Here is a 19,648-nt window from a genome sequence, read left to right on the forward strand (position 1 = left end):
CCGCAACGCCTCTGGCGATGCCGTGTGACGTGGATGTGACGTTATGGCCGGTTCTTTTGGGACTTCTTTGGCCTGTCCGACGATCGTGCGCAGTCGTCACGGGGCGTACCGAAGTGCAGTCGGATCGTACCGCCCGTCCCATCGCGCTGCTGGAGGCGCGGGGATCGTGCAGCATTGCGATTCATGCGGGAGGTAACACCCGTTCAGCGCTGTTTCCAGGCACGACGACTTCGACGGTATCCCCGACCAACAATCCTCTGCTAGTGGATCAAGGCTTATATTTCAATCGTTTCGCCCCACGACAAGGCATCGTCAGTGGGGTCATTGCGGTGCGTACTTGAGCGGTGACGTCGAGATACGGTCGGTGCGATCCGACGACGCCTTCGCCTGGTTCCGCGCTGCCAGCAGTTCGTTCTGCGCGTCGATCAGGTCTTCGCGAAACCCGGCAGAGGCATGCGCGGCCGAGACGACCGCAGCCGCCGCCAGCAGCCCGCCCTGCACGGCGCTGGCCGAATGCGATCCGCAGATGCGCCGGCTGTCGGCATAGTCGCGACCCCGCGCGAGGATGGCGGTGGCGCGGTCGGGCAGCAATTCGGCCATCAGCAGCGCGAAGGCCATGCCGCTGGCGGTGTGGCCCGAGGGATAGTCGCCATTGGCCGCCAATGCTTCGGTGCGCGGTTCGCAGATGGGCAAGGTGTTGCCGACGAACGGCCGTCGCGATTGCCAGTGCCGTTTCGCCGCCGACACCGCCGCCGACCGATCTGCCCCGAAGCGCGCGAGCAGCCGCGCGAGTCCCGGCAGGCGGTCGAGGTCGATGGCGAAGCCGATCGCTTCGCGGAACCGCGCCGGCAGGTCGTCGGACACGTCCGCCTGCGCCTGTCGCCACCGTGCGGTGCCCGCCAGCGTGCGCGTGGTCGCGAAGTCCCCGGCATCGGCCTGCGCCGCAGATGTGCCGGGCGCGGGCGGTCCCGGCAGGATTCGGGTCAGGTCGGGCCGGCTCGCGGCGTCCAGATAGCCGCCGACGCGCTCCTGCGGCACGGACCCGCACCGCCACGCCGACCGCACTGGGTTGCACGACGCGGCGGCCCCGCCCGGCAGCAGGACGCGATACGGACCGAAGCGGCGATCGGGCCATGGATAGTCGGTCGAGACATACTGGGCACCGCTGGCCAGCGCCGCATCGCGACGGCTGGTGTCGTTCGCCCGTGCCTCCCGCGTGCCGTCGTCGGCGCGGGTGCGTACGAGGAACCCGGCGCGCACCGCTGCCGCGATCCGCGTACGCTGCGCGACCGGATCGTTGAGCGTCAGATAGGCCGCAGCTGGCGACGCCTCGTCGGTGTTGACGAACATCGCGCGGCCTTCGAGCGAGTGGCGCGTTCCACGATAGAGCGCGACCTTCGCCGGTCCCTCGTCCAGCGCGAAGATCACCCGTCCGCGCGCGCGATCGAGCGTCGGCCAGCCGCCGGCCAGCACGGCCTCGCGCAACGTCGGGGCGCGGCCCTGCACGCTGTCGGGCGTGACGATCCGGTCGGTCGGGAACACGCTGCGGATTTCCGCATCGATCCCGTCGAAACCGGCCGCGTCGAAGCGGCGCGGCGCTGGCGCGAGCGGGGTCGCATCGTCCTTGGCGTTGACGAGGATCAGGATCGGCACATGATCCGGGTGCGCGTCCGACCACGCCCGCACCGTGCGCAGGCACGCCACGAACGTCACGCAGGATGATCGCCGGTCGATCCCGGGCATGTGCATCACCTTCAACCCCGGCGCGGTCATCGCGGGGTCGTCGCCCGCCTGCGCGTACAGGCTGCCCGCGTCGTCGCGATATACGTCCAGCTCGATCTGGCGCATCCCCGCATCAAGCTGTTCCGCGATCGGGCGATGCGCATAGTCGAGCGCGACGGCGCGCGGATCGGCAGCGATCAGCCGAGCCATGTCGTCGGGCGGGACCGCCTGTTTATAGCTGTTGTGCGTTCCCACCGCGACGATATCGTTCAGTCGTACGCGCTCCTGCGCCGGCGCGGCGGCCGAAGCCGCCAGCGCCGTTGCCGTCAGCGCTATTCGTGCGCCGATATTCACATCCGCCACCGCACGCCCGCCAGCAGCTGGCGGCCACTTTGTGCATAGCTGCTCACCCGGTCCGAGCTGTCGACGAACTGGTCTTCCGCCTGGTTGGTGAGGTTCACGCCCTCCAGCGTCACGGTCAAGCGCGGCGTGACGTTCCAGAACAGCGAGGCGTCGACATAGGTCGCGGCGTTGACCCCGGCAATGTCGTTGCCGTTCGCACCCGGCACGGCGGTCAGATAGCGCGACCGGTAATTGCCCGACACGCGCCCGCCATAGACCGGCGTCTCATAGTACAGCGTGGCGTTGGCCGAATGGCGCGACAGGCCGATCAGCGGCTTGCGGACGCTGGTCGTCGCGTTCAGCGCGTAATCGGTGTCGGAGCTGGTCAGGGTATAGTTCGCCATCCCGCCAAAATGACGCAGCGCGCCGGGCAGGAAGGTGAACGCCTGTTGCGCGATCACTTCCAGTCCCTTCAGGCTGGTGCCCTTGCCGTTGACCGGCTGGGTGAACAGGAAAAGACTGTCGGGCTGGGCGACGCTCTGGTTACCCAGGAACGCGATCGGATAGCCCGATGCGGCATAGGTCTGTTCGGTAGTCTGGTTGGTGATGAAGCTGCCGATCTGTTTGTAGAACGGTCCGATCGCGAAGAACCCGTCGCGCGACGGATAGAATTCCAGCGCGAGGTCGAGCGAGTCCGCCCGGAACGGCTCAAGGTCCGGGTTGCCGACCGACACGGTGCGGGTGTTGACCTGTACCTGTCCGCCCGGCGTCAGCGACGTCAGCGTCGGCCGGGTGATGTTGCGGTTGGCGCTGGCGCGCACCTGTACCTTTGGCGACAGTTCGACGACCATGTTCGCGGAGGGCAGCCAGTCGGTATATTCCCGCTCGAACGTCACCGCCTGCGCGACGCCGCCGACGATCACCGCGCCGGTCGCGGTCGTTCGCGTCCGGGCTACACGCACGCCAGCATCGGCGCGCACCGTCAGCCCGGCGATCTGCCCGGTCAGGTCGAGCTGGGCATAGCCGGCCAGCACCTCTTCCTTCACGCGCCGGTCGTTTTCGCGGTTGCGGGTGAGGGCGGTGTTGGTGGGATCGATCAGCGGCAATGCCTTGTCGAAGTCGATGTACAGCCATTCGCTGGGGCTTCCTTCGGGCAGGTCGAGCGCCTTGCCGAAGGTGTAGGGCGAGGTCGTGTGGACCAGATCGGCGACCCCGCGCCCGCGCACGCTGGTCACGTCCTGTCCGTAATCGGCGGTGTCGAAGACGTAGCGGGTGAAGCTGCCGCCGCCCTTCATCGTGACGGCGTCGTTTGCCCGCCAGGTGAGGTTCAGCTTGCCGATGCGATAGTCGTTGTCGACGACGTTGACGCGGGGGCGGTACAGGTCGAGCTGCATCGCCGACGGGTCGGTCAGCGAGAAGCCGTAGCCCATCACCGGCACGCGGTCGTTCGCGCGATAGTCGTAGCTGAAATCGCGGTTGTTGGTCAGCAATTGCAGGGTGCGCGTGTCGACCCGGTAATCCGAACCCTCCATGCCGGCGAGCATGTCGATCGTCAGCCGGTCGGTCGGCTTCCACGTCGTCGTCAGCGCGATCTGGTGGAACTTGGTGTCGTTCAGGTCGCGGCGATTGTCGGCACGGTTGTCGACATTCCCGAACTCGCCCGCGACGATGTCGTTACCCTCGACCACGATGTTTTTGATCGTCGTCTGGGGCAGGCCGTTCGCGTCGGTCCGGCTGAACGACTGGGAATCGAGGAAATATTCCAGCCGGCTCGATTTGAGGTGCGCGTACAGCAGGTCGAGGTCGACGTGCAGCGCGTCGCTGGGCCGGAACTGGAACGCGCCGGTCAAGCCAAGCCGCTTCTGGTCGTGGTCGAAGATGAAATAGCGCGGCGTGCGTGGGTAGAACAGGCGATCGGGACCGGTGCCGTTCAGCCGGGCGCGGGTGGCCGGGTCGACCGTGCTCGCGACGTTGGCGAGGTTCCAGCCGCCGCTGGCCCAGCGCAGCGTCTGGTGGCCGTCCTCGATCACCTGCCGGCGCGAATAGGCAGCCGAGATCAGCCCGCCCCATACGCCGTCATCGGTCGTCTTGGACACCACCAGCGCGGCGCGCGGGCCGACATCGTCGGTGCGCGTCGCCCAGAATGCCTGCCCCGATGCGACGACGTGGAAGCCGGGATTGTCGAACGGGCGCAACGTGTGCAGATCGACCGTCGCGGCGATGCCGCCTTCGTCCAGCGAGGGCGAGCGGGCCTTGACCACGTCGATGCGGCTGAACAGCTCGGATGCGAAGATGTTGAAGTCGAACGACCGCGACCGGTTCACCGCGCCGCGCTGGTCGGTGGTGCCGGTCGTCGCCAGCGCCTCCATGCCGTTCAGGCGGACGCGGGTGAAGTCGGCGTTCAGGCCGCGCACCGCGATCTGCCGTCCTTCGCCCGCGTCGCGGGTGATCTGCACGCCGGGAATGCGCTGGATGCTTTCCGCAACGTTGGTGTCGGGAAAGGCGGCGATGTCCTTGGCGAAGATGCTGTCGGTCAGGCCGATCGCGTCGCGACGTGCGACAGCGGCGCTTTCAAGGCTTTTGCGCAGACCGGTAACGACGATCTCGCCGGGCGCTTCCTCGACAGGCAGATCCTGCGCGACGACCGCCGGAGCAACGGCAGCGACCGGCGTGGGGCGCGTCGGCGCCTCGGGCGTTGCGACGCCGGGTTTCAGAACGATCAGCCCGCCGTGCAGCCGCGCGGTCAGACCGGTGCCGCGCAGCATCGTCGCCAATGCGGTGCGCGCCGCGATCCGTCCTGACACCGCTGTGGACCGTCGTCCCGCCACGTCCTTCGGTGCGACGATCACCTGAAGTCCGGTCGCACGCGAAAAGGCGGACAGGCCCTGTCGCAGGTCGCCCGCCGGGATAGCAAAGGCGGCCGGCGCGTGCCACGCCGCGACGGTCTGCGCCGTCGCCGCCGGTGCGGGTATCGCTACGGTTGCAAGCAACGCTGCAACTGCGGTCTTCGTGATGTTCGAACTACGCATGTCTGTTTCCCCTTCGGAGCCTTCTGCGGCTTCCCCAAGGAACAAGACGGATAATATCCATGGACCGGACAAATAAATTATAAGAAATATAGGAGACAGATATGTTTCAGATTGGTGACAAGCGTAGCGTGTCATCGTGAATTATCACGGAGAATCCGTAGGACATACCTAGTGACCCCAACAATGATCGTGGATCGTCGGTGCGGAACCGGCCGCTGATCGACATCTCAGAGAGAGCAGGGGGCGGCGGCAGGATCCGCCGCCCCGGTCCGCGGTTCAGGATAGCGACCAGATCGCCCAGTCGCAGTCCGTCGGTGTCGATCCATTCGCCCGAGCGCCCTGCCATGTCGAACCGTGCGGGCCTGCCGACATGTCCCGCGACGACCTGGGCTGCCCAGCCGGCCGGGATGCGTTCGCTGCGAGCGTCGCGCTGCGCCGACAATCGTACTGCGCCGCGATGGACCTCGATCGCCATCCGTCCCGGGGTCCGGTCGACGCGAAACGCGGTGCCCAGCACCCGCACGTCACCGTCGCCCGCACGGACGGTGAAGGGACGCGCCGGGTCGTGCGTCACGTCGAACATTGCCGCGCCGTCCGCCAGCATCACCGCCCGCGCGCCGGCGCCATATCGCACCGACAGACGGGTAGCACCCTCCAGCCGTACTTTCGTGCCATCCGGCAGTCGGATGGTGCGCGTCTCACCCCGCCCGGTCTGTAGATTTGCGACCCTGTCCGGGGACGCTGGCGGCGATGCGCTGAACATTCCGATCGTCAGCAGTATCGCCGCAGCGCTTCCCGCGCCGCTTGTGACGACCCGGCGGCGGCGTGATCGCAAATTACGCACCGCTTCGTCGGACAGCCGTCCCTGCGTCCGCCAGCCCGCCAGTGCTTCCGCCAGTGCGGGATCGGTATCCAGCGGTGTATCGCGCCGATGGGTCATGCCGGATCGCCGATCCATAATCCGCGTCGTTCGAGCGCGCGGCGCAGGTCCGCGATCGCACGTGATACATGCTTTTCAATCGCCGCCGTCGAGAGTTCGAGATCGCGCGAGATCGTCGCGGCGGCATCGCCATCGAGCCGCCGACGCAGGAACACCTCGCGCCGCAGAGGCGGCATCGCCTCGATCGCGGCGGCGAGCACGGCGACGCGCTGGCGGTAGATCATCGTTTCCAGCGCGCAGGGCTGCAGGCACATCAGGTCTTCGGACGCATCGGTCAGGTCGGGCGCGGATCGATGTCGCCGGAACCGGCCCCGGATGAGATTGCGCGCGATCGCGAAGCAGAACGCGGAGACGTCTTCGACGGTCTTCTGGCCTCGATAGGCATAGAGCCGGACGAAGGTTTCCTGGACCAGGTCGTCGCTGTCGGCATGATCGCGGATCGACCCCAGGACGAAGCGATGCAACGCGCCGTGCAGCGCGGATTCGCTCCGTCGGGCGCGATCCGCCAACATTTCGCCCCTACCTGCACCCGTCGACGCCACGATCATGATTCCGCCCATCCCGGCCGGTGCGTTAGGGAGGCTTCGTGAAGCTGGCGTGACATCCGGGGGGACGAGGACGGCGCGTAGACGCATCGTACCGGACGCCAATGCGATGACGCGAACTGGATCGTTCCATGGCACGCGGTCCAGATGTACAATGATTTCAATGCCGTCTTTGGCCTTTGAGGTACGATCTTAACGACGTTCAGATGTTGAAGCCGAATTCCACGGTCTTTCGAAACGGGGCAGTTACCATTGTGATCGAGCCGCTTTCTTCCGGTTGCAAGGTCGCGACTGCAATGTTTCGTGCGAATCCAATGCAGAGGTCCGGTCTGGTCCCCCGTACGTGGTGGGTAAGGCTCAACTCACCCGATGCTTTGCCCGCCAAGTAAAACGACCCAACAGTCTCGTCCGTACAGTTGGGCTTTACTATTCGTTAATCAATATTTCGGTATTGGCCAAGTTACCGGGCGACGGGCGGTTTCCGCCTGTTGTCGTTACATATATTCGGCGAGGCGGGATGCGTATGCAGCATCAGCAATCAAGACACAGCGTTCGTCCGGACTGGTCCGATTCCAATATGCGTTCGATATCCGTGCGCGAGAGCGACGACGAACGGGATCTGGCCGTCCATCGGAGCGGTGTTCTGAAACGCATCCGCGATCCCGAACTGGCGTCGGTCGTCGCGTTCACCGCCGCGCAGTATCGAAGCTCGTTGGCCGGCCTGTCGATCATCATGGGTCGGCGACAGATACTGCTCGGCGCGGTGGGCACCGATATCCAGGAGACGTCGATCGAAGACTCCTTCTGTGCGGTTACCATTCAGCGCCCCGGCGAACCCCTGATCGTTCCCGACGCGACGGCGGACGGACGATTCGCCGATTTTCGTACGGTTACCGGCCAGCCCTATGTGCGGTTCTATGCCGGTGTTTCGATCGTCGATCGCAACGGCTACGCGCTGGGTGCGTTGTGCATCGCCGATCCCACGCCGCGCACGGACCCGTTCGATCCGACCGTGCTGCTGATCCGTGCCCGGGAGATCGAACGGCTGGTGCGGTCCTGAAATGATCGGGTGATCCGCTCCCGCCGGCGGGCAGCGGATATCGACGCCGAACCCGGCTACCCCACCCGGTACAGGCCCGCGCCATGAGCAGGTATGCGCCGGGCGAGGCGGCCGGACGCCGGCTCGACCGGTTTTCCCGCCCATAGGTCGCGAACCGACTGCGCGCCGCTCAATCCCAGTTCGCGCAACGGGATCGCGATCTCCGCCTCGGCCTTGGCGGTATTGAACAGCGCGACGTAGCGGCCTGATCCCTGCTCCGGGCGCGCCGACCAGATGCGGGTGTCGTCCGCGATGAAATGGGGGCGGTTGTCGCTGCTCGACTGATTGACCGCCAGCACGTCCCGATTGGTCAGCAACGCCAGCGTCGGCGCGTCCAGATAACGGAGGTCGCCGCCCATGATGAGCGGCGACCGCGCGATCGACCACAATGTCATCAACGTCCGCTGTTCGTCCGGCGTGAACAGCGTGTCGCGCTTTCCCAGCGCGAGGCGGCCGAGCGGCAGCATGTCGGCATCCGGCCACGCGCCGGGGCGACGCCACCGGTTCCAGTTTTCCAGCCGGGTGAACTGTGCCTCCAGCATCGGCCATTCGTCCCAGAAATCGTCGCTGATCCGCCACATCTGCGCGAAACGAGCGACATGTTCCGCGCGTGAAACCGGGGTTTCGCCGGGCGAGAGGCTGAGCAGCATCGGCCGCCCGGTTGCGCCGATCGCGCCGTGTGCGGCCTCGATTTCGGGCGCATGGGCATCATAGGGGCGGCTCATGTCGTCCATCTTGACGAAATCGACGCCCCATCCGGCGTACAGCCGGAACACGCTGTCATAATAGGCCTGCGCGCCGGGCCGGGTCATGTCGACGCCGTACATGTCCGGGTTCCACGGACAGATGCTGCGCGTGTCCGCGATATCGGCGGCGCGATGGGACGTGCCGAATATGGGCAGGTTGCGCCGGACCGCCAGTCGCGGAATCCCGCGCATCAGGTGGATACCGAACTTCAGACCCAGTTGGTGGACGCTGGCGGCGAGCGGCGCGAAGCCGCGTCCGCCCGCGCTCGACGGGAAACGGTTCGGCGCGGGGAGCAGCCGACCATAGCCGTCCATCGTCGGCACCGGATCGCTGCTGTAGGTGTAGCTGGACGCGCCCGGCTCATACCACTGGATATCAACCGTGAAGATGTCGTAGCCGAACGGCAGCAGCTTTTCGGCCATGATAGCGGCGGTTTCACGCGCCTGCGGCTCGGTGATGGTGGTGGCGAAGCTGTTCCAGCTGTTCCACCCCATCGGCGGCGTCGGCGCGAGCGGCGCGCGCGACTGTGCGGCGGCGATCCGTGGGCCGGAGAGAAGCGCGGTTCCCGCAGCGGTGCCGGCAATCATCAGATCGCGTCGGTTCAACGACATTGCTTGTCTCCATCGGCCCGGTCGTGCACCGGCGGTGCGTCGCCAGCATGCACCACCGGCGACCCAACGTCGATCACGACTTCAGTCGGACCATGACCACGCCGTGCGGCGCGACCGTCGCCTCGTACCGGCCCGCGCGCTTGCCCAGATCCTTGTGCGCCCACAGATCGCGCACCTGCATGCGCACCGATCGCGGCAGTCCAAGCATGGTCCAGTCGGCACCGATCGTCGCGGGGGCATCGCCGCGATTGAACAGCAGCACCGCGCGGCCGCCGTCGGACAGCGGCTTCGACCACACTTCGCGGTCGCCATCCTTCCACACGCGATGGCCCTGCATGCCCGCCGGGTCCTGATCGACCGCGATCACATCGGTGTTGAGCAGGATCGCGCGGGTCGCCGCATCCATGTTGGCGACGTCGTTGCCCGCGATCAGCGGCGCGGCCATCATCGCCCACAGCGAAAAGTGCGATCGGTATTCGGTATCGGTCAGCCCGCCATTGCCGACTTCCAGCATGTCCGGGTCGTTCCAGTGGCCGGGTCCGGCATAGGGCCACAACGGCTCGTTCATGTCGGCGATCGACACCACGCCCCAACTATAGTTGTATTTGCCCTGCCACTTGTCGGTGATGTCGCCGGTCGTGCGCCACATGTTGCCGATCTTCGATGCCCACAGCCACGGCTTCGAATTGCCCCATTCGCACATCGAGAACAGGATATCGCGGCCCGACGCCCGCAGCGCGTCCGACATCAGCGCATAGGCTTCCTCTGCATTGCGGACGCCGGTCGAGCACCAGTCATATTTGAGATAGTCGACGCCCCAGCGCGCATATTGCAGCGCGTCCTGATATTCGTATCCCTGACTTCCCGGACGGCCGCCGCACGTCTTGGTGCCGGCATCGGAATAGATGCCGAACTTCAGCCCCTTGGCATGAACGTAATCCGACAGCGCTTTCAGGCCGCCGGGAAACCGCGTCTTGTCCTCTGTGATGAAGCCGTTGGCGTCGCGGCTGCCATGCCAGCAATCGTCGACGACGACATAGCGATAGCCCGCGTCCTTCATCCCGTTCGTCGCGATGGCGTCGGCGGTCGCGCGGACGGTGGCTTCGTCCACCTTGCAGGCGAACTTGTTCCAGCTGTTCCAGCCCATCGGCGGCGTCTGCGCCAGTCCGTTGGCGGTACGTCGCGGGTCCTTCGATGGTGCCAGCGTATTCGGATCGGGATCGAGGACTTCCTGCGCCGACACGGGAAGCGCCGCGTGCAGCAGTACGATGGCGGGCAGCATCCGAAGCAACGATTTTTTCGACACGTCTGAACCTCTCCGTTCCGGTGTACATCGCGTCTGCATCATTCCGGTACGTTGCACCAGCAGCCAACTGTCGAATTGTCCGATGATTGCGACGGTGTGCGGCAGCCATGCAAACGGGGTCGTTAAGCGACGCACGCGGCACCCTCCGATCTGACATTTTCACGTTCCCGGGCGTCGACGATGTTCGGCATGCTGCTGACCGGCCACGCTTTCCCGTAAAATTGATCGTGCAACCGCATTGCAGCATCGGCCGCGATCTTCCATCTTCCGTCCATGACGAGTGACCCGGAGCCGACGAACGACGCATCCCGGCAGGCGAGACAGCCGCGGCAGAGCGTGTTCCTGAACGCGACTCTCGAACGGTTCGGCGGTGGCGCCGCGACCAAGCATCGCGTGCGCGACCTGTCCGTCGGGGGAATGCGGATCGATCAGGCGGTCGGCTTGCAGGCGGGAGCGACCGTGGTGGTGACCGTCGGAAACCTGCAGGCCGTCGGCGCGACGGTCGCGTGGGTGCGGGACGGATGGGCCGGCCTCAAGTTCGCCGTGCCGATCGACCCGGATCAGGCACGCAGCAAGGCCGCGGTTGCGCCGAAGGTCGCCGATCCCATCCCGAAACCGGCGTCCGGCATCGTCCCGACCGCCGGATGGATCAGGGATCTCAACAGCCCGTATCGCGGCAAGCCCTGACGATCACCTACGATCGAACGGGATCGCCAGCCTGCCGTCCGATCGGCGCGGCGCGGTGCGTTCGCTGCATCCGATCGACATTCACGGATATCGGCCCTGCCGTGCCGCTGCCCCGAACCTGTCCCGAAGACCAGCGAAGCGATCGGCATTCGGACGATGCCCGGAAGCCAGCGATTGCGGGCACAGGTTCTGGCTATCATTATGCAACCGGAAGGCCGGTGCCGCCGAGCGTTGATGGACCGTCAGTTTCTTGGCCCCTGCGAAGCGGGCTTGCCGTCCTGTTCCAGCGCGGTCTGGGCGAGGGTCTGCAATTCGGCCGTCAGTTCCTTCCACCGGCTGGCCGCGATAAAATCCCCGGCGCTGCGGACCTTCAGATCGGCGATGCGGCGCAATGCGTCGTGTTGGGTAGTGGCACCTTTGCGCAGGCTGACCACTTCGTCCTTCAGATGATCGATGACGAGCCGCAGCGCCTGAAGGCTCCCGACCGTGGTCTCCGTCAGCAACGCCGCTTCCTTGCCATCGGTCGCCTGCTCAAGGGCCGCAAGGGCGTTCGACGCCGACTTCATCAGCAGGTCGGGTCCGGCGTTCACGGCTGTCACGGTGGCATCTCCAAAGCTTGTCTTCGCCATGCGTAGCGGGAAGCGGTTAAGGCCGGGTTCCCGGGGTCACGTCACGACGATTGTGGGCGGACGACGCGCCGGGTGGGGCAAGACGGTGGGGTGAGCCTTGGCGGTACGGGGCGCCTCGTACGGTTCGCTGTCACTCTTACCTTCGCGCCGTGGAGGCCGCCTCACCGTGCGAATGTCCGCAAGTGTTAGAGCGCGGTCCGACCGCTTTCGGAACCTCACCATCGTAAAGCGGACGCTGGGTATGCGCGCGAGACGCATCAGAGTGTTGCATCGCCGATGGCCCGATTCTCCGCCATTTTTTGACCAATGCAAAAACTGTGAATTTTGTATCATGCTTGGGTCGAGCAGCTAGCTGACATTCAGAACTTCGCAATTAGCATCTGTCAAAACTGGCGCGATGGTTGAATCAAAGGCGCTCCCTCTGGGTCTACTATTGGGTCTAGCAGGCCCAATATGCCTCATCTCAGCCGGCTTGGTCATGACGGGATGCGACAGCGGCGCTGGGGGCGCAGCTCCTTCCGAAGGCGTGCAGCGCTTCCTGGTGGGGCCACAGCCGCAGGACATGAAGGGTCAAGACCTGCGCTTCCGGCTGCTGGTCCCGCGCGCTTACCTGCCGCCGAAATACTGGCCCGACGCGAGGTCCGAAGCGGCCACGTCGATGGTGCCGTTCATCGCCCATCTGGCTGATTTCTCGGCAGCTGGAGATCTATCTCCGGCTTCGCCGGGCATGGTAGTTGGTACTGTCGGCTGGGCCCCGGAAGGGTATGTCCGGAGCCGGGTTGATGGTAGTTCGCTGAACACGTGGTCTCGCTATTCCAAGGCGGGCGGCACGCGCTTTGGTCTCGAGATGAGGACGCCGCCGGAGCACCGCTATGTGCCCACCGAGCTCTACGTATCGCTGGAGCCGGGTCAGCAGGTAGCGATCGAATGTGCGTATCTACCTGCCGATCGACCACAATATTGCCAAGCGTCCAGCCAACGGCCCGGCAAGCCGCTCGTCAAATTATGGTTTCGCGAGGACGATCTTCCCGGCTGGCGGGCAATGACTAAGCGCGCGCACCAACTTGTCGCGATATGGGCCGCTGTCGAGCCTTGATTTGCGACCTCGGATATGAGTGTCGCGGCAATGGCCATAACGACGGTTTGTCACTGCATGCCAAGTCCGCAATCGGAGGTTCGGGCCGGTCTGGCGGACGCACCGTTTGACGCAAAATTTTTGATTCTTGCACCAAGAACGGCAGGTTTCAGGATATGCGGGACCCTTCTGGAATGATCGGCTTTGGCCGATCTACGACGTTTGTCGCGCTTACCCCGGCTAGGGTACGATGATATCCCCCGACGACAGGGTAAACCGTCACGCGGGGGAAAAGTGAATGGCCGGTTTCGTACGGCGCGCGGCGCGGAGGCTGTTGTATACGGGATCGACCGTTGCGTTGTTCGCCGCGGCGTCGGCGAACGCGCAGACGGCTCCGTCTGCCGATGCCCCCAGTGCACGCGAGGCGGAACTGGAAGCGCGGCTGAAGCTGCTGGAACAGGCTGTCGGCGATCTGCGCGCCGAACTGGCCGAACGTCGCGCCGCCGCGACCGGTCCGGCACCTGCGATCGCTACACAGCCGCCGGTTTCGAGCGCCACAGGTCCCGTTGCGACCGCTGCCCCATCGACGCAGGCGGTCAATCCGCAGGCAGCGAGCGGCGGCGTGGCGGGGCGGGCGACCGCGAACAGCGTGGCGACCGGCACCGCATCGGCCGCACCGTCGGATGGGTTCCGCATGGGCAATACGACGGTGAAGCTTGGCGGCTTCGTCCGGCTGAACGTCATCGGCAGCCGCTACAGCGACGGCGAGGTCGCGGTCGGTGGGCTGGGCAAGGAGTTCTTCCTTTCGCAACAGATCCCGGTCGGCGGCGGTTTTTCCAGCGAGGATCTGTTGTTCTCCGCGCGGCAGACGCGGCTGGTGTTCAGCACCGCTACGCCGGTCAACGGCATCGAGGCGAAGACGCTGATCGAGTTCGATTTCGCGCTGGCTGCCGCCCCGGTCGGCGCACAACGGGCCACCAACCCCTATGTCCCGACGTTCCGTCGCGGGTTCATCGAATATGGTAATCTGCTGGTCGGGCAGGAATGGTCGACGTTCCAGAACCTTGCGGTGCTGCCCGAAACGACCGATTTCGCCGGTCCGCTGGACGGGACGGTGTTCAACCGTCAGGCGCTGATCCGCTATACGGTTCCGCTGCGCCCCGGGCTGACGCTGCAGGTCGCCGCGGAAAACCCCGAGACGCAGACCGCGCTGCCGACCAATGCCGCGCTGGTCGATACCGACGACGACCGGTTGCCGGACGTCGTCGCGCGGATCAACTGGAAGTCGGGGCTGGGCGATTTCGTGCTGGCGAGTATCGCGCGCGAACTGCGCACGGATACGCTGGGCACCGGCGACACCGCGTTCGGGTGGGGCGTGTCGGGTTCGGGCAAGATCCCGTTCGGCAAGCGCCACGATCTGCGGTTCATGGCGACCTACGGGCAGGGGATCGGACGGTATCTGGGGCTAGGCTATGTCCCCGACGCGATTTTCGGCGGACCTGGCGGCCAGCTCGAACGGATCGATAATTTCGCCGGCTTCGCCGCGCTGAAGATCGGCTGGACCGACCGCGTACGCTCGACCTTCATGGGCAGCTATCAGTCGGCCGACTATCCGGAAAACGTCCTGGTCACCGGGCTGGCCAATGCCAAATCCTATGGCGGTGCAGCCAACCTGTTCTGGTCGCCAGCCAAGAGCTTCGACATCGGCATGGAATATCGTCACGCGGTTCGCGAACTGCTGTCCGGCGACAGCGGCGCGCTCGACCGCTTCGAACTCGCATTCAAATATGGTTTCTGATTTCTAGGGGAGAGCGGCGCGATGGCGACGACACATGGCAAGACGTCCGATCAGGACGCGACATTTCAAAGCGACAAGAAGGTCATCATCGCCTCGTCGCTCGGCACCGTGTTCGAATGGTATGATTTCTATCTCTACGGACTGCTGGCGACCTATATATCGGCGCAATTCTTTTCAGGCGTGAACGAGACGACCGGGTTCATCCTTGCGCTCGGCGCGTTCGCGGCGGGCTTTGCAGTGCGGCCGTTCGGCGCGCTGGTGTTCGGCCGGATCGGCGATCTGGTCGGGCGGAAGAACACCTTCCTCGTCACGATGGGGATCATGGGTCTGTCGACCTTCGCGGTCGGGTTGTTGCCGTCCTATACCTCGATCGGCGTCGCCGCGCCGCTGATGCTGGTGTTCCTCCGCCTGCTCCAGGGGCTGGCGCTGGGCGGCGAATATGGCGGTGCCGCGACCTATGTCGCCGAACACGCGCCGCAGAACCGACGCGGCCTGTATACCAGCTTCATTCAGACCACGGCGACGCTCGGCCTGTTCGCCGCGCTGCTGGTCGTGATCGGCCTGCGCTATCTGTTGGGTGAGGAAGCGTTCGCGGCATGGGGATGGCGTCTGCCGTTCATCATTTCGATCGTGCTGCTGGGCGTGTCGCTCTGGATCCGCCTGCAACTCGCCGAAAGCCCCGCGTTCCAGCGGATGAAGGACGAGGGCAAGACGTCGAAGGCGCCGTTGACCGAGGCGTTCGCGCGTTGGGGCAATCTAAAGATCGTGCTGATCGCGCTGTTCGGCGCGGCTATGGGTCAGGCGGTGGTGTGGTACACCGGCCAGTTCTATGCGCTGTTCTTCCTCGAAAAAATGCTCAAGGTCGATGGCGCGACGACCAACGTGCTGATGGCGGTTGCGCTGGCGCTGGGTACGCCGTTCTTCGTGATCTTCGGCTGGCTGTCGGACAAGATCGGCCGCAAGCCGATCATCATGACCGGCTGCGCATTGGCGGCACTGACCTATTTCCCCCTGTTCGGTGCGCTGACCCAGGCGGCGAACCCGGCGCTGGCAGCGGCACAGGCGGCGTCGCCGATCACCGTGGTCAGCCACGACGCCGACTGTTCGGTCCAGTTCGATCCTGTCGGCCGCAACAAGTTCGACAGCAAGAGCTGCGATATCGCGAAGTCGTTCCTTGCCAAGAACGGCGTCAACTACACCAATGTCGAGGCACCGGCGAATACGATCGCGCAGGTTCGCATCGGGAACCAAACGTTCACCGCACCCGATCCCGCGAAGGTGACGGGCGAGGCGCGCAAGGCGGCGATCGCAGCGTATCAGGGAGAGTTGAAGACCGCGATCGCGGCGGCGGGCTATGCCCCGAAATATGATCCGGCGGGGATGAACACGCCGCTGGTCATCGCAATCCTGTTCTTCATGGTGCTGTTGGTGACGGCGGTCTACGGCCCGATCGCCGCGCTGCTGGTCGAACTGTTTCCGACCAACATCCGCTACACGTCGATGTCGCTGCCCTATCATATCGGCAACGGCTGGTTCGGCGGGTTCCTGCCCACCACGGCGTTCGCGATGGTCGCGGCGACGGGCGATATCTATTACGGCCTGTGGTACCCGGTCGTGCTGGCGATCGTCACGCTGGTGCTGGGGCTGCTGTTCCTGCCCGAGACGTTCAAGCGGGACATCAACGCGTGAACTGCGCGTCCTCCCTGGCGCGAGTGCATCGGGGAGGACGCGACGGGGCAGGGTGACTTCGTGGTCCTGCCCCCCTAACGTGCATCGACCGGTCCGACCGGCAGATGGAGACGCGAGATCGAGCGGCTGAGCGGCGGAGTCCTGTTTGCGGTCGCGTTGGCCTATGCGGTCCTGCTGTTCCTCGTCGCGCACCGCGTCGACGGCGTCGGATCGGACGGGGTCCGCCGCCGCTGGCGCCAGGCCGCCTATGCGCTGTCGCTGACCGTCTATTGCACCAGCTGGACCTTTTACGGCGCCGTCGGCAGCGCCAGCATCGGCGGCTGGTCGTACCTGCCGATCTATGTCGGCCCGATCCTGCTCTATGCGTTGGGGATACGATGGCTCGAACGGCTGATCGTCGTCGCCAAGCATGTCGGCGCGACGTCGGTGTCGGACCTGATCGGTGCGCGATTCGGGAAGAGCCGGGGGGTCGCGGCGTTGGTGACCCTGCTCGCGCTGGCGGGGACGGTGCCGTATCTGGCGCTGCAATTACGTTCCGTCGGGGCGACCTATGCCCTGTTGTCGGGTCATGCATCGCTGCCGGCAATGGCGGCGACCGCCGTCGTGTTGGCGCTGTTCGCGATGTTGTTCGGCACGCGCCGGTACGAAGCGACGGGGCACAGCCCCGGCGTGCTGTTCGCGGTCGCACTGGAATCGGTGGTAAAGATGGTCGCCTTCGTTGCGATCGGGCTGTTCGCAGTGCTGACGATCGTCGATGCGCCACCGGTGGCGCGTGGGGAAGCGCTCGACCGGCTGGGCGGGTTGTTCACGCCGACGTCGTTGACCGCAGATTTCGTGGTGACGACGCTGCTCGCGGGGGCAGCCGCCATCTGTCTTCCCCGGCAATTCTATGTGGCGGTGACGCAGGCCGAGGATGCGGGCGATATTCGCCGCGCGCGCTGGCCGTTCGCGGGTTATCTCGCGATCTTCAGCCTGCTGGTCGTGCCGATCACGTTGGCCGGACTGACGCTGGCGCCGGGGGGCGCTGCCGATGTTCTCGTCATCACGCTGCCGTTGCAGGCGGGTAACCGGGCATTGGCGCTGCTGGTCTTCATCGGCGGATTTTCCGCCGCGACCGGCATGGTGATCGTGGAGATGATCGCGCTGTCGACGATGGTGTCGAACGACCTCGTGGCACCCCTGCTGATCCGTCGCCTTGCGAGCGTCAGCGAAGCGGACGTCGGCACCGTGTTGCTACGCGTGCGCCGCACGGTCATCGTCGTCCTGATGGCGGTGGCGCTGGGCTATGCCGCCGCGATGCCGGTCGGGGTCACGCTGGCGGGGACGGGGCTGGTGGCGTTCGCGGCGATGGCGCAGTTCGCGCCAGCATTGATCATGGCGGTCGGCAGCGATCAGCGCGACGCGCCAGCGGCGAAGGCCGGGCTGGCGACCGGTTTCGCGATGTGGACATTTCTGGTCCTTGTCCCCGCACTGGGTGGGGGTACGCCGTTGCACGGCGTTGCCGACAGGATCGGCATGGGGACGATCGCCGTCGGAGCGGTGGCCAGCCTCGCCGCGAACCTGTTCGTCCACGCGCTGATGGCGGCGCGGCAGGTGCGGGTCGGACGGATCGGGTTTCTGCCGCATCCTGCCCGGTCCGCCCGCCCGTCGATGACGCAGGGCGAGCTGGTCGATTTCGTCGCCCGTTTCGTGGGCGCGGAGAAAGCACGCGCGGCGCTGGCGACTGACGATGCCGATGGCGCCGATGGCGCCGATGGCGTGCCGCGTGCGCGGGCGCGTACCGCCGAGCGGCTGGTCGCCAGCGTCGTCGGCGCGCCGTCCGCACGAGTGCTGGTGGCGTCCGCATTGTCGGGCGCATCGCTGTCTGCCCGCGACGTCGCGCAGATGCTGGACGAGAGCGGCCAGAGCCTGCAATTCTCGCAGGGACTGCTGGCCGCCACGCTGGAGAATATCGATCCGGCAGTCAGTGTCGTCGATCGCGACCTGACGCTGGTCGCGTGGAACACCCGGTATCTGGAGATGTTCGATTTTCCGCCGGGCATGATCCGTGTCGGCGCACCGGTCGCCGACGCGATCGCGTTCAATGCGTTGCGCGGCGAATGCGGCCCGGGCGAGATCGACGGCCACGTCGCGCGCCGGCTGGCGAACATCCGGCGCGGCCAGCCGCACAGTTTCGAACGGACGCGCAGCGACGGCCGTATTCTGAAGACGATCGGTGGGCCGATGCCGCGTGGCGGCTATGTGATGTGCTTTTCCGACGTTACCGCCGAGGCGCAGGCACGCAAGCTGCTGGAAACCGCCCGGATCGACCTTGAAGCGCGGGTGGCGCAGCGGACCGCTGAATTGTCGGCGGTCAACGCCGATCTGGCGCGCGCGACCGCCGACAAGACGCGGTTCCTCGCCGCCGCGAGCCATGACCTGATCCAGCCGCTGCACGCCGCGCGGCTGTTCACCGCCGCGCTCGACCGCGAACTGGGCGGGCATCCGCTGGCGGCCAAGGTCGACCAGTCGATCGTCGCCGCCGAACGGTTGCTGCGCGCGCTGCTCGACATATCGCGCCTTGACGCGGGCGGGATCACGCCGGTGGTGAAGCCGTTCGCGCTTCGGCCGATGCTGCGCGACCTGATCGACGGGTTCGACGAACAGGCGTCCGATCGCGGCCTGCGGCTTGGTCTTGCCCCCGGCGACGCGATCGTGGCGAGCGATGCGACGATGGTCCGATCGATCGTCCAGAACCTTGTGTCGAACGCCATCCGCTATACCGCGCGCGGCGGCGTGCTGGTCGGGATACGACGGCGCGGTGCAGCGGTCGTGATCGAGGTGTGGGATACGGGGGTCGGCATTCCCCCCGAGGACCGGCAGCGGATCTTCGGCGAGTTCGAACGGCTGGACAGCGGCAATGACGTGGGGATCGGCCTTGGCCTTGCGATCGTCGAGCGGACCGCGCGGCTGCTGGACGCCGAGCTGACGCTCACCAGCACGGTCGGACGCGGCAGCCGGTTCGCGCTCACCCTGCCGTCCGCCGAAATGGCCCCGCCGGTGGTCGCGCGACCGACGGCACGACCGGTATCTCCGGCGGCGGGGGTCAGGATATTGATCGTCGACGACGATGCCCGCGTGCGCGATGCGATGGCGACGATGCTGCGCGCGCGCGGACACGGCGTAATCGTCGCGAAAGACCCCGCCGGGGCGATGGCGGCGGAACCGTATGACGTGGCTCTAGTCGATTTCCATTTGGGGGACGCCGACGGTCTGGCGCTGATCGCCGCGCTGCCGCCGTGTCCGGCGGCGTTGGTCACCGCCGATCCCGATCCCGCGCTGGCACGGCGCGCGGCAGCGCAGGGGGTCGCGCTGCTTGCCAAGCCGCTCGATCCCTCCGCGCTGGACGCATGGCTCGGCGTAGTGGTCGGGGGTTAAGCGCGGGCGCTA

General features: G+C 66.0%; 13 protein-coding genes. 6 read left to right on the forward strand and 7 right to left on the reverse strand.

Annotated elements, in window-relative coordinates; all coding sequences use genetic code 11:
• Positions 1-321: 321 nt before the first annotated feature.
• The 4 genes from IFT55_RS14670 to IFT55_RS14685 form a co-directional block, all read right to left on the reverse strand.
• A complete protein-coding gene (locus IFT55_RS14670) occupies positions 322-2,085 on the reverse strand; it encodes a Ca2+-dependent phosphoinositide-specific phospholipase C (protein WP_197976481.1) in 1,764 nt (587 codons plus the stop codon).
• Positions 2,073-5,093, reverse strand: coding sequence for a TonB-dependent receptor (locus tag IFT55_RS14675; protein ID WP_192093097.1), 3,021 nt, complete (start codon positions 5,091-5,093; stop codon positions 2,073-2,075). The genes IFT55_RS14670 and IFT55_RS14675 overlap by 13 nt, the downstream gene beginning before the upstream one ends.
• A gap of 106 nt (positions 5,094-5,199) precedes the next feature.
• Positions 5,200-6,033 (reverse strand): FecR family protein, encoded by an 834-nt coding sequence (locus IFT55_RS14680; RefSeq protein WP_192093098.1) that lies wholly within the window; start codon positions 6,031-6,033, stop codon positions 5,200-5,202.
• Positions 6,030-6,497: an RNA polymerase sigma factor gene (locus IFT55_RS14685; protein WP_192093099.1), complete on the reverse strand. Its 468-nt coding sequence runs from the start codon at positions 6,495-6,497 to the stop codon at positions 6,030-6,032. Before IFT55_RS14685 ends, IFT55_RS14680 begins: the two co-directional genes overlap by 4 nt.
• 658 nt (positions 6,498-7,155) lie before the next feature.
• Between IFT55_RS14685 and IFT55_RS14690 the strand changes: the two genes are divergently transcribed.
• Positions 7,156-7,638, forward strand: coding sequence for a GAF domain-containing protein (locus tag IFT55_RS14690; RefSeq protein WP_192093100.1), 483 nt, complete (start codon positions 7,156-7,158; stop codon positions 7,636-7,638).
• A 56-nt stretch (positions 7,639-7,694) separates the two neighbouring features.
• Here the strand turns inward: IFT55_RS14690 and IFT55_RS14695 are convergent, their stop codons facing one another.
• Both IFT55_RS14695 and IFT55_RS14700 read right to left on the reverse strand, forming a co-directional pair.
• Positions 7,695-9,035, reverse strand: coding sequence for a glycoside hydrolase family 27 protein (locus IFT55_RS14695; RefSeq protein WP_192093101.1), 1,341 nt, complete (start codon positions 9,033-9,035; stop codon positions 7,695-7,697).
• 73 nt (positions 9,036-9,108) lie between these two features.
• Positions 9,109-10,341 carry a glycoside hydrolase family 27 protein gene (locus IFT55_RS14700; RefSeq protein ID WP_342029325.1) on the reverse strand — a complete coding sequence of 411 codons (1,233 nt, stop codon included), beginning with the start codon at positions 10,339-10,341 and terminating at the stop codon, positions 9,109-9,111.
• 273 nt (positions 10,342-10,614) lie between these two features.
• Between IFT55_RS14700 and IFT55_RS14705 the strand changes: the two genes are divergently transcribed.
• Positions 10,615-11,028: a PilZ domain-containing protein gene (locus IFT55_RS14705; RefSeq protein WP_192093102.1), complete on the forward strand. Its 414-nt coding sequence runs from the start codon at positions 10,615-10,617 to the stop codon at positions 11,026-11,028.
• A gap of 242 nt (positions 11,029-11,270) precedes the next feature.
• Here IFT55_RS14705 and IFT55_RS14710 read toward each other — a convergent pair whose 3' ends face one another.
• Entirely contained in the window at positions 11,271-11,657 is a 387-nt protein-coding gene (locus tag IFT55_RS14710; protein WP_192093103.1) for a hypothetical protein, read from the reverse strand.
• Between the two features lie 562 nt (positions 11,658-12,219).
• Between IFT55_RS14710 and IFT55_RS14715 the strand changes: the two genes are divergently transcribed.
• The 4 genes from IFT55_RS14715 (at position 12,220) to IFT55_RS14730 (ending at position 19,636) form a co-directional block, all read left to right on the forward strand.
• On the forward strand, positions 12,220-12,753 hold the full coding sequence (locus IFT55_RS14715) for a hypothetical protein (RefSeq protein ID WP_192093104.1): 534 nt from the start codon (positions 12,220-12,222) through the stop codon (positions 12,751-12,753).
• 277 nt (positions 12,754-13,030) lie between these two features.
• Positions 13,031-14,530: a DcaP family trimeric outer membrane transporter gene (locus tag IFT55_RS14720; protein ID WP_249403848.1), complete on the forward strand. Its 1,500-nt coding sequence runs from the start codon at positions 13,031-13,033 to the stop codon at positions 14,528-14,530.
• 21 nt (positions 14,531-14,551) lie between these two features.
• Complete coding sequence (locus tag IFT55_RS14725) at positions 14,552-16,219, forward strand: MFS transporter (protein WP_192093105.1); 1,668 nt, start codon at positions 14,552-14,554, stop codon at positions 16,217-16,219.
• Positions 16,220-16,375: 156 nt separating this feature from the next.
• Positions 16,376-19,636, forward strand: coding sequence for a hybrid sensor histidine kinase/response regulator (locus tag IFT55_RS14730; RefSeq protein WP_249403849.1), 3,261 nt, complete (start codon positions 16,376-16,378; stop codon positions 19,634-19,636).
• The last annotated feature ends 12 nt before the right edge of the window (positions 19,637-19,648 follow it).

The organism is Sphingomonas sp. CFBP 13720, from assembly GCF_014842075.1.
Lineage (GTDB): Bacteria > Pseudomonadota > Alphaproteobacteria > Sphingomonadales > Sphingomonadaceae > Sphingomonas.

What these genes read in the sequence shown, in the direction of transcription:
- IFT55_RS14675 (WP_192093097.1), bottom strand. Translation starts at nt 5,093, where the DNA reads ATGCGTAGTTCGAACATCACGAAGACCGCAGTTGCAGCGTTGCTTGCA.
- IFT55_RS14680 (WP_192093098.1), bottom strand. Translation starts at nt 6,033, where the DNA reads ATGACCCATCGGCGCGATACACCGCTGGATACCGATCCCGCACTGGCG.
- IFT55_RS14690 (WP_192093100.1), top strand. Translation starts at nt 7,156, where the DNA reads ATGCGTTCGATATCCGTGCGCGAGAGCGACGACGAACGGGATCTGGCC.
- IFT55_RS14695 (WP_192093101.1), bottom strand. Translation starts at nt 9,035, where the DNA reads ATGTCGTTGAACCGACGCGATCTGATGATTGCCGGCACCGCTGCGGGA.
- IFT55_RS14705 (WP_192093102.1), top strand. Translation starts at nt 10,615, where the DNA reads ATGACGAGTGACCCGGAGCCGACGAACGACGCATCCCGGCAGGCGAGA.
- IFT55_RS14710 (WP_192093103.1), bottom strand. Translation starts at nt 11,657, where the DNA reads ATGGCGAAGACAAGCTTTGGAGATGCCACCGTGACAGCCGTGAACGCC.
- IFT55_RS14715 (WP_192093104.1), top strand. Translation starts at nt 12,220, where the DNA reads ATGAAGGGTCAAGACCTGCGCTTCCGGCTGCTGGTCCCGCGCGCTTAC.
- IFT55_RS14720 (WP_249403848.1), top strand. Translation starts at nt 13,031, where the DNA reads ATGGCCGGTTTCGTACGGCGCGCGGCGCGGAGGCTGTTGTATACGGGA.
- IFT55_RS14725 (WP_192093105.1), top strand. Translation starts at nt 14,552, where the DNA reads ATGGCGACGACACATGGCAAGACGTCCGATCAGGACGCGACATTTCAA.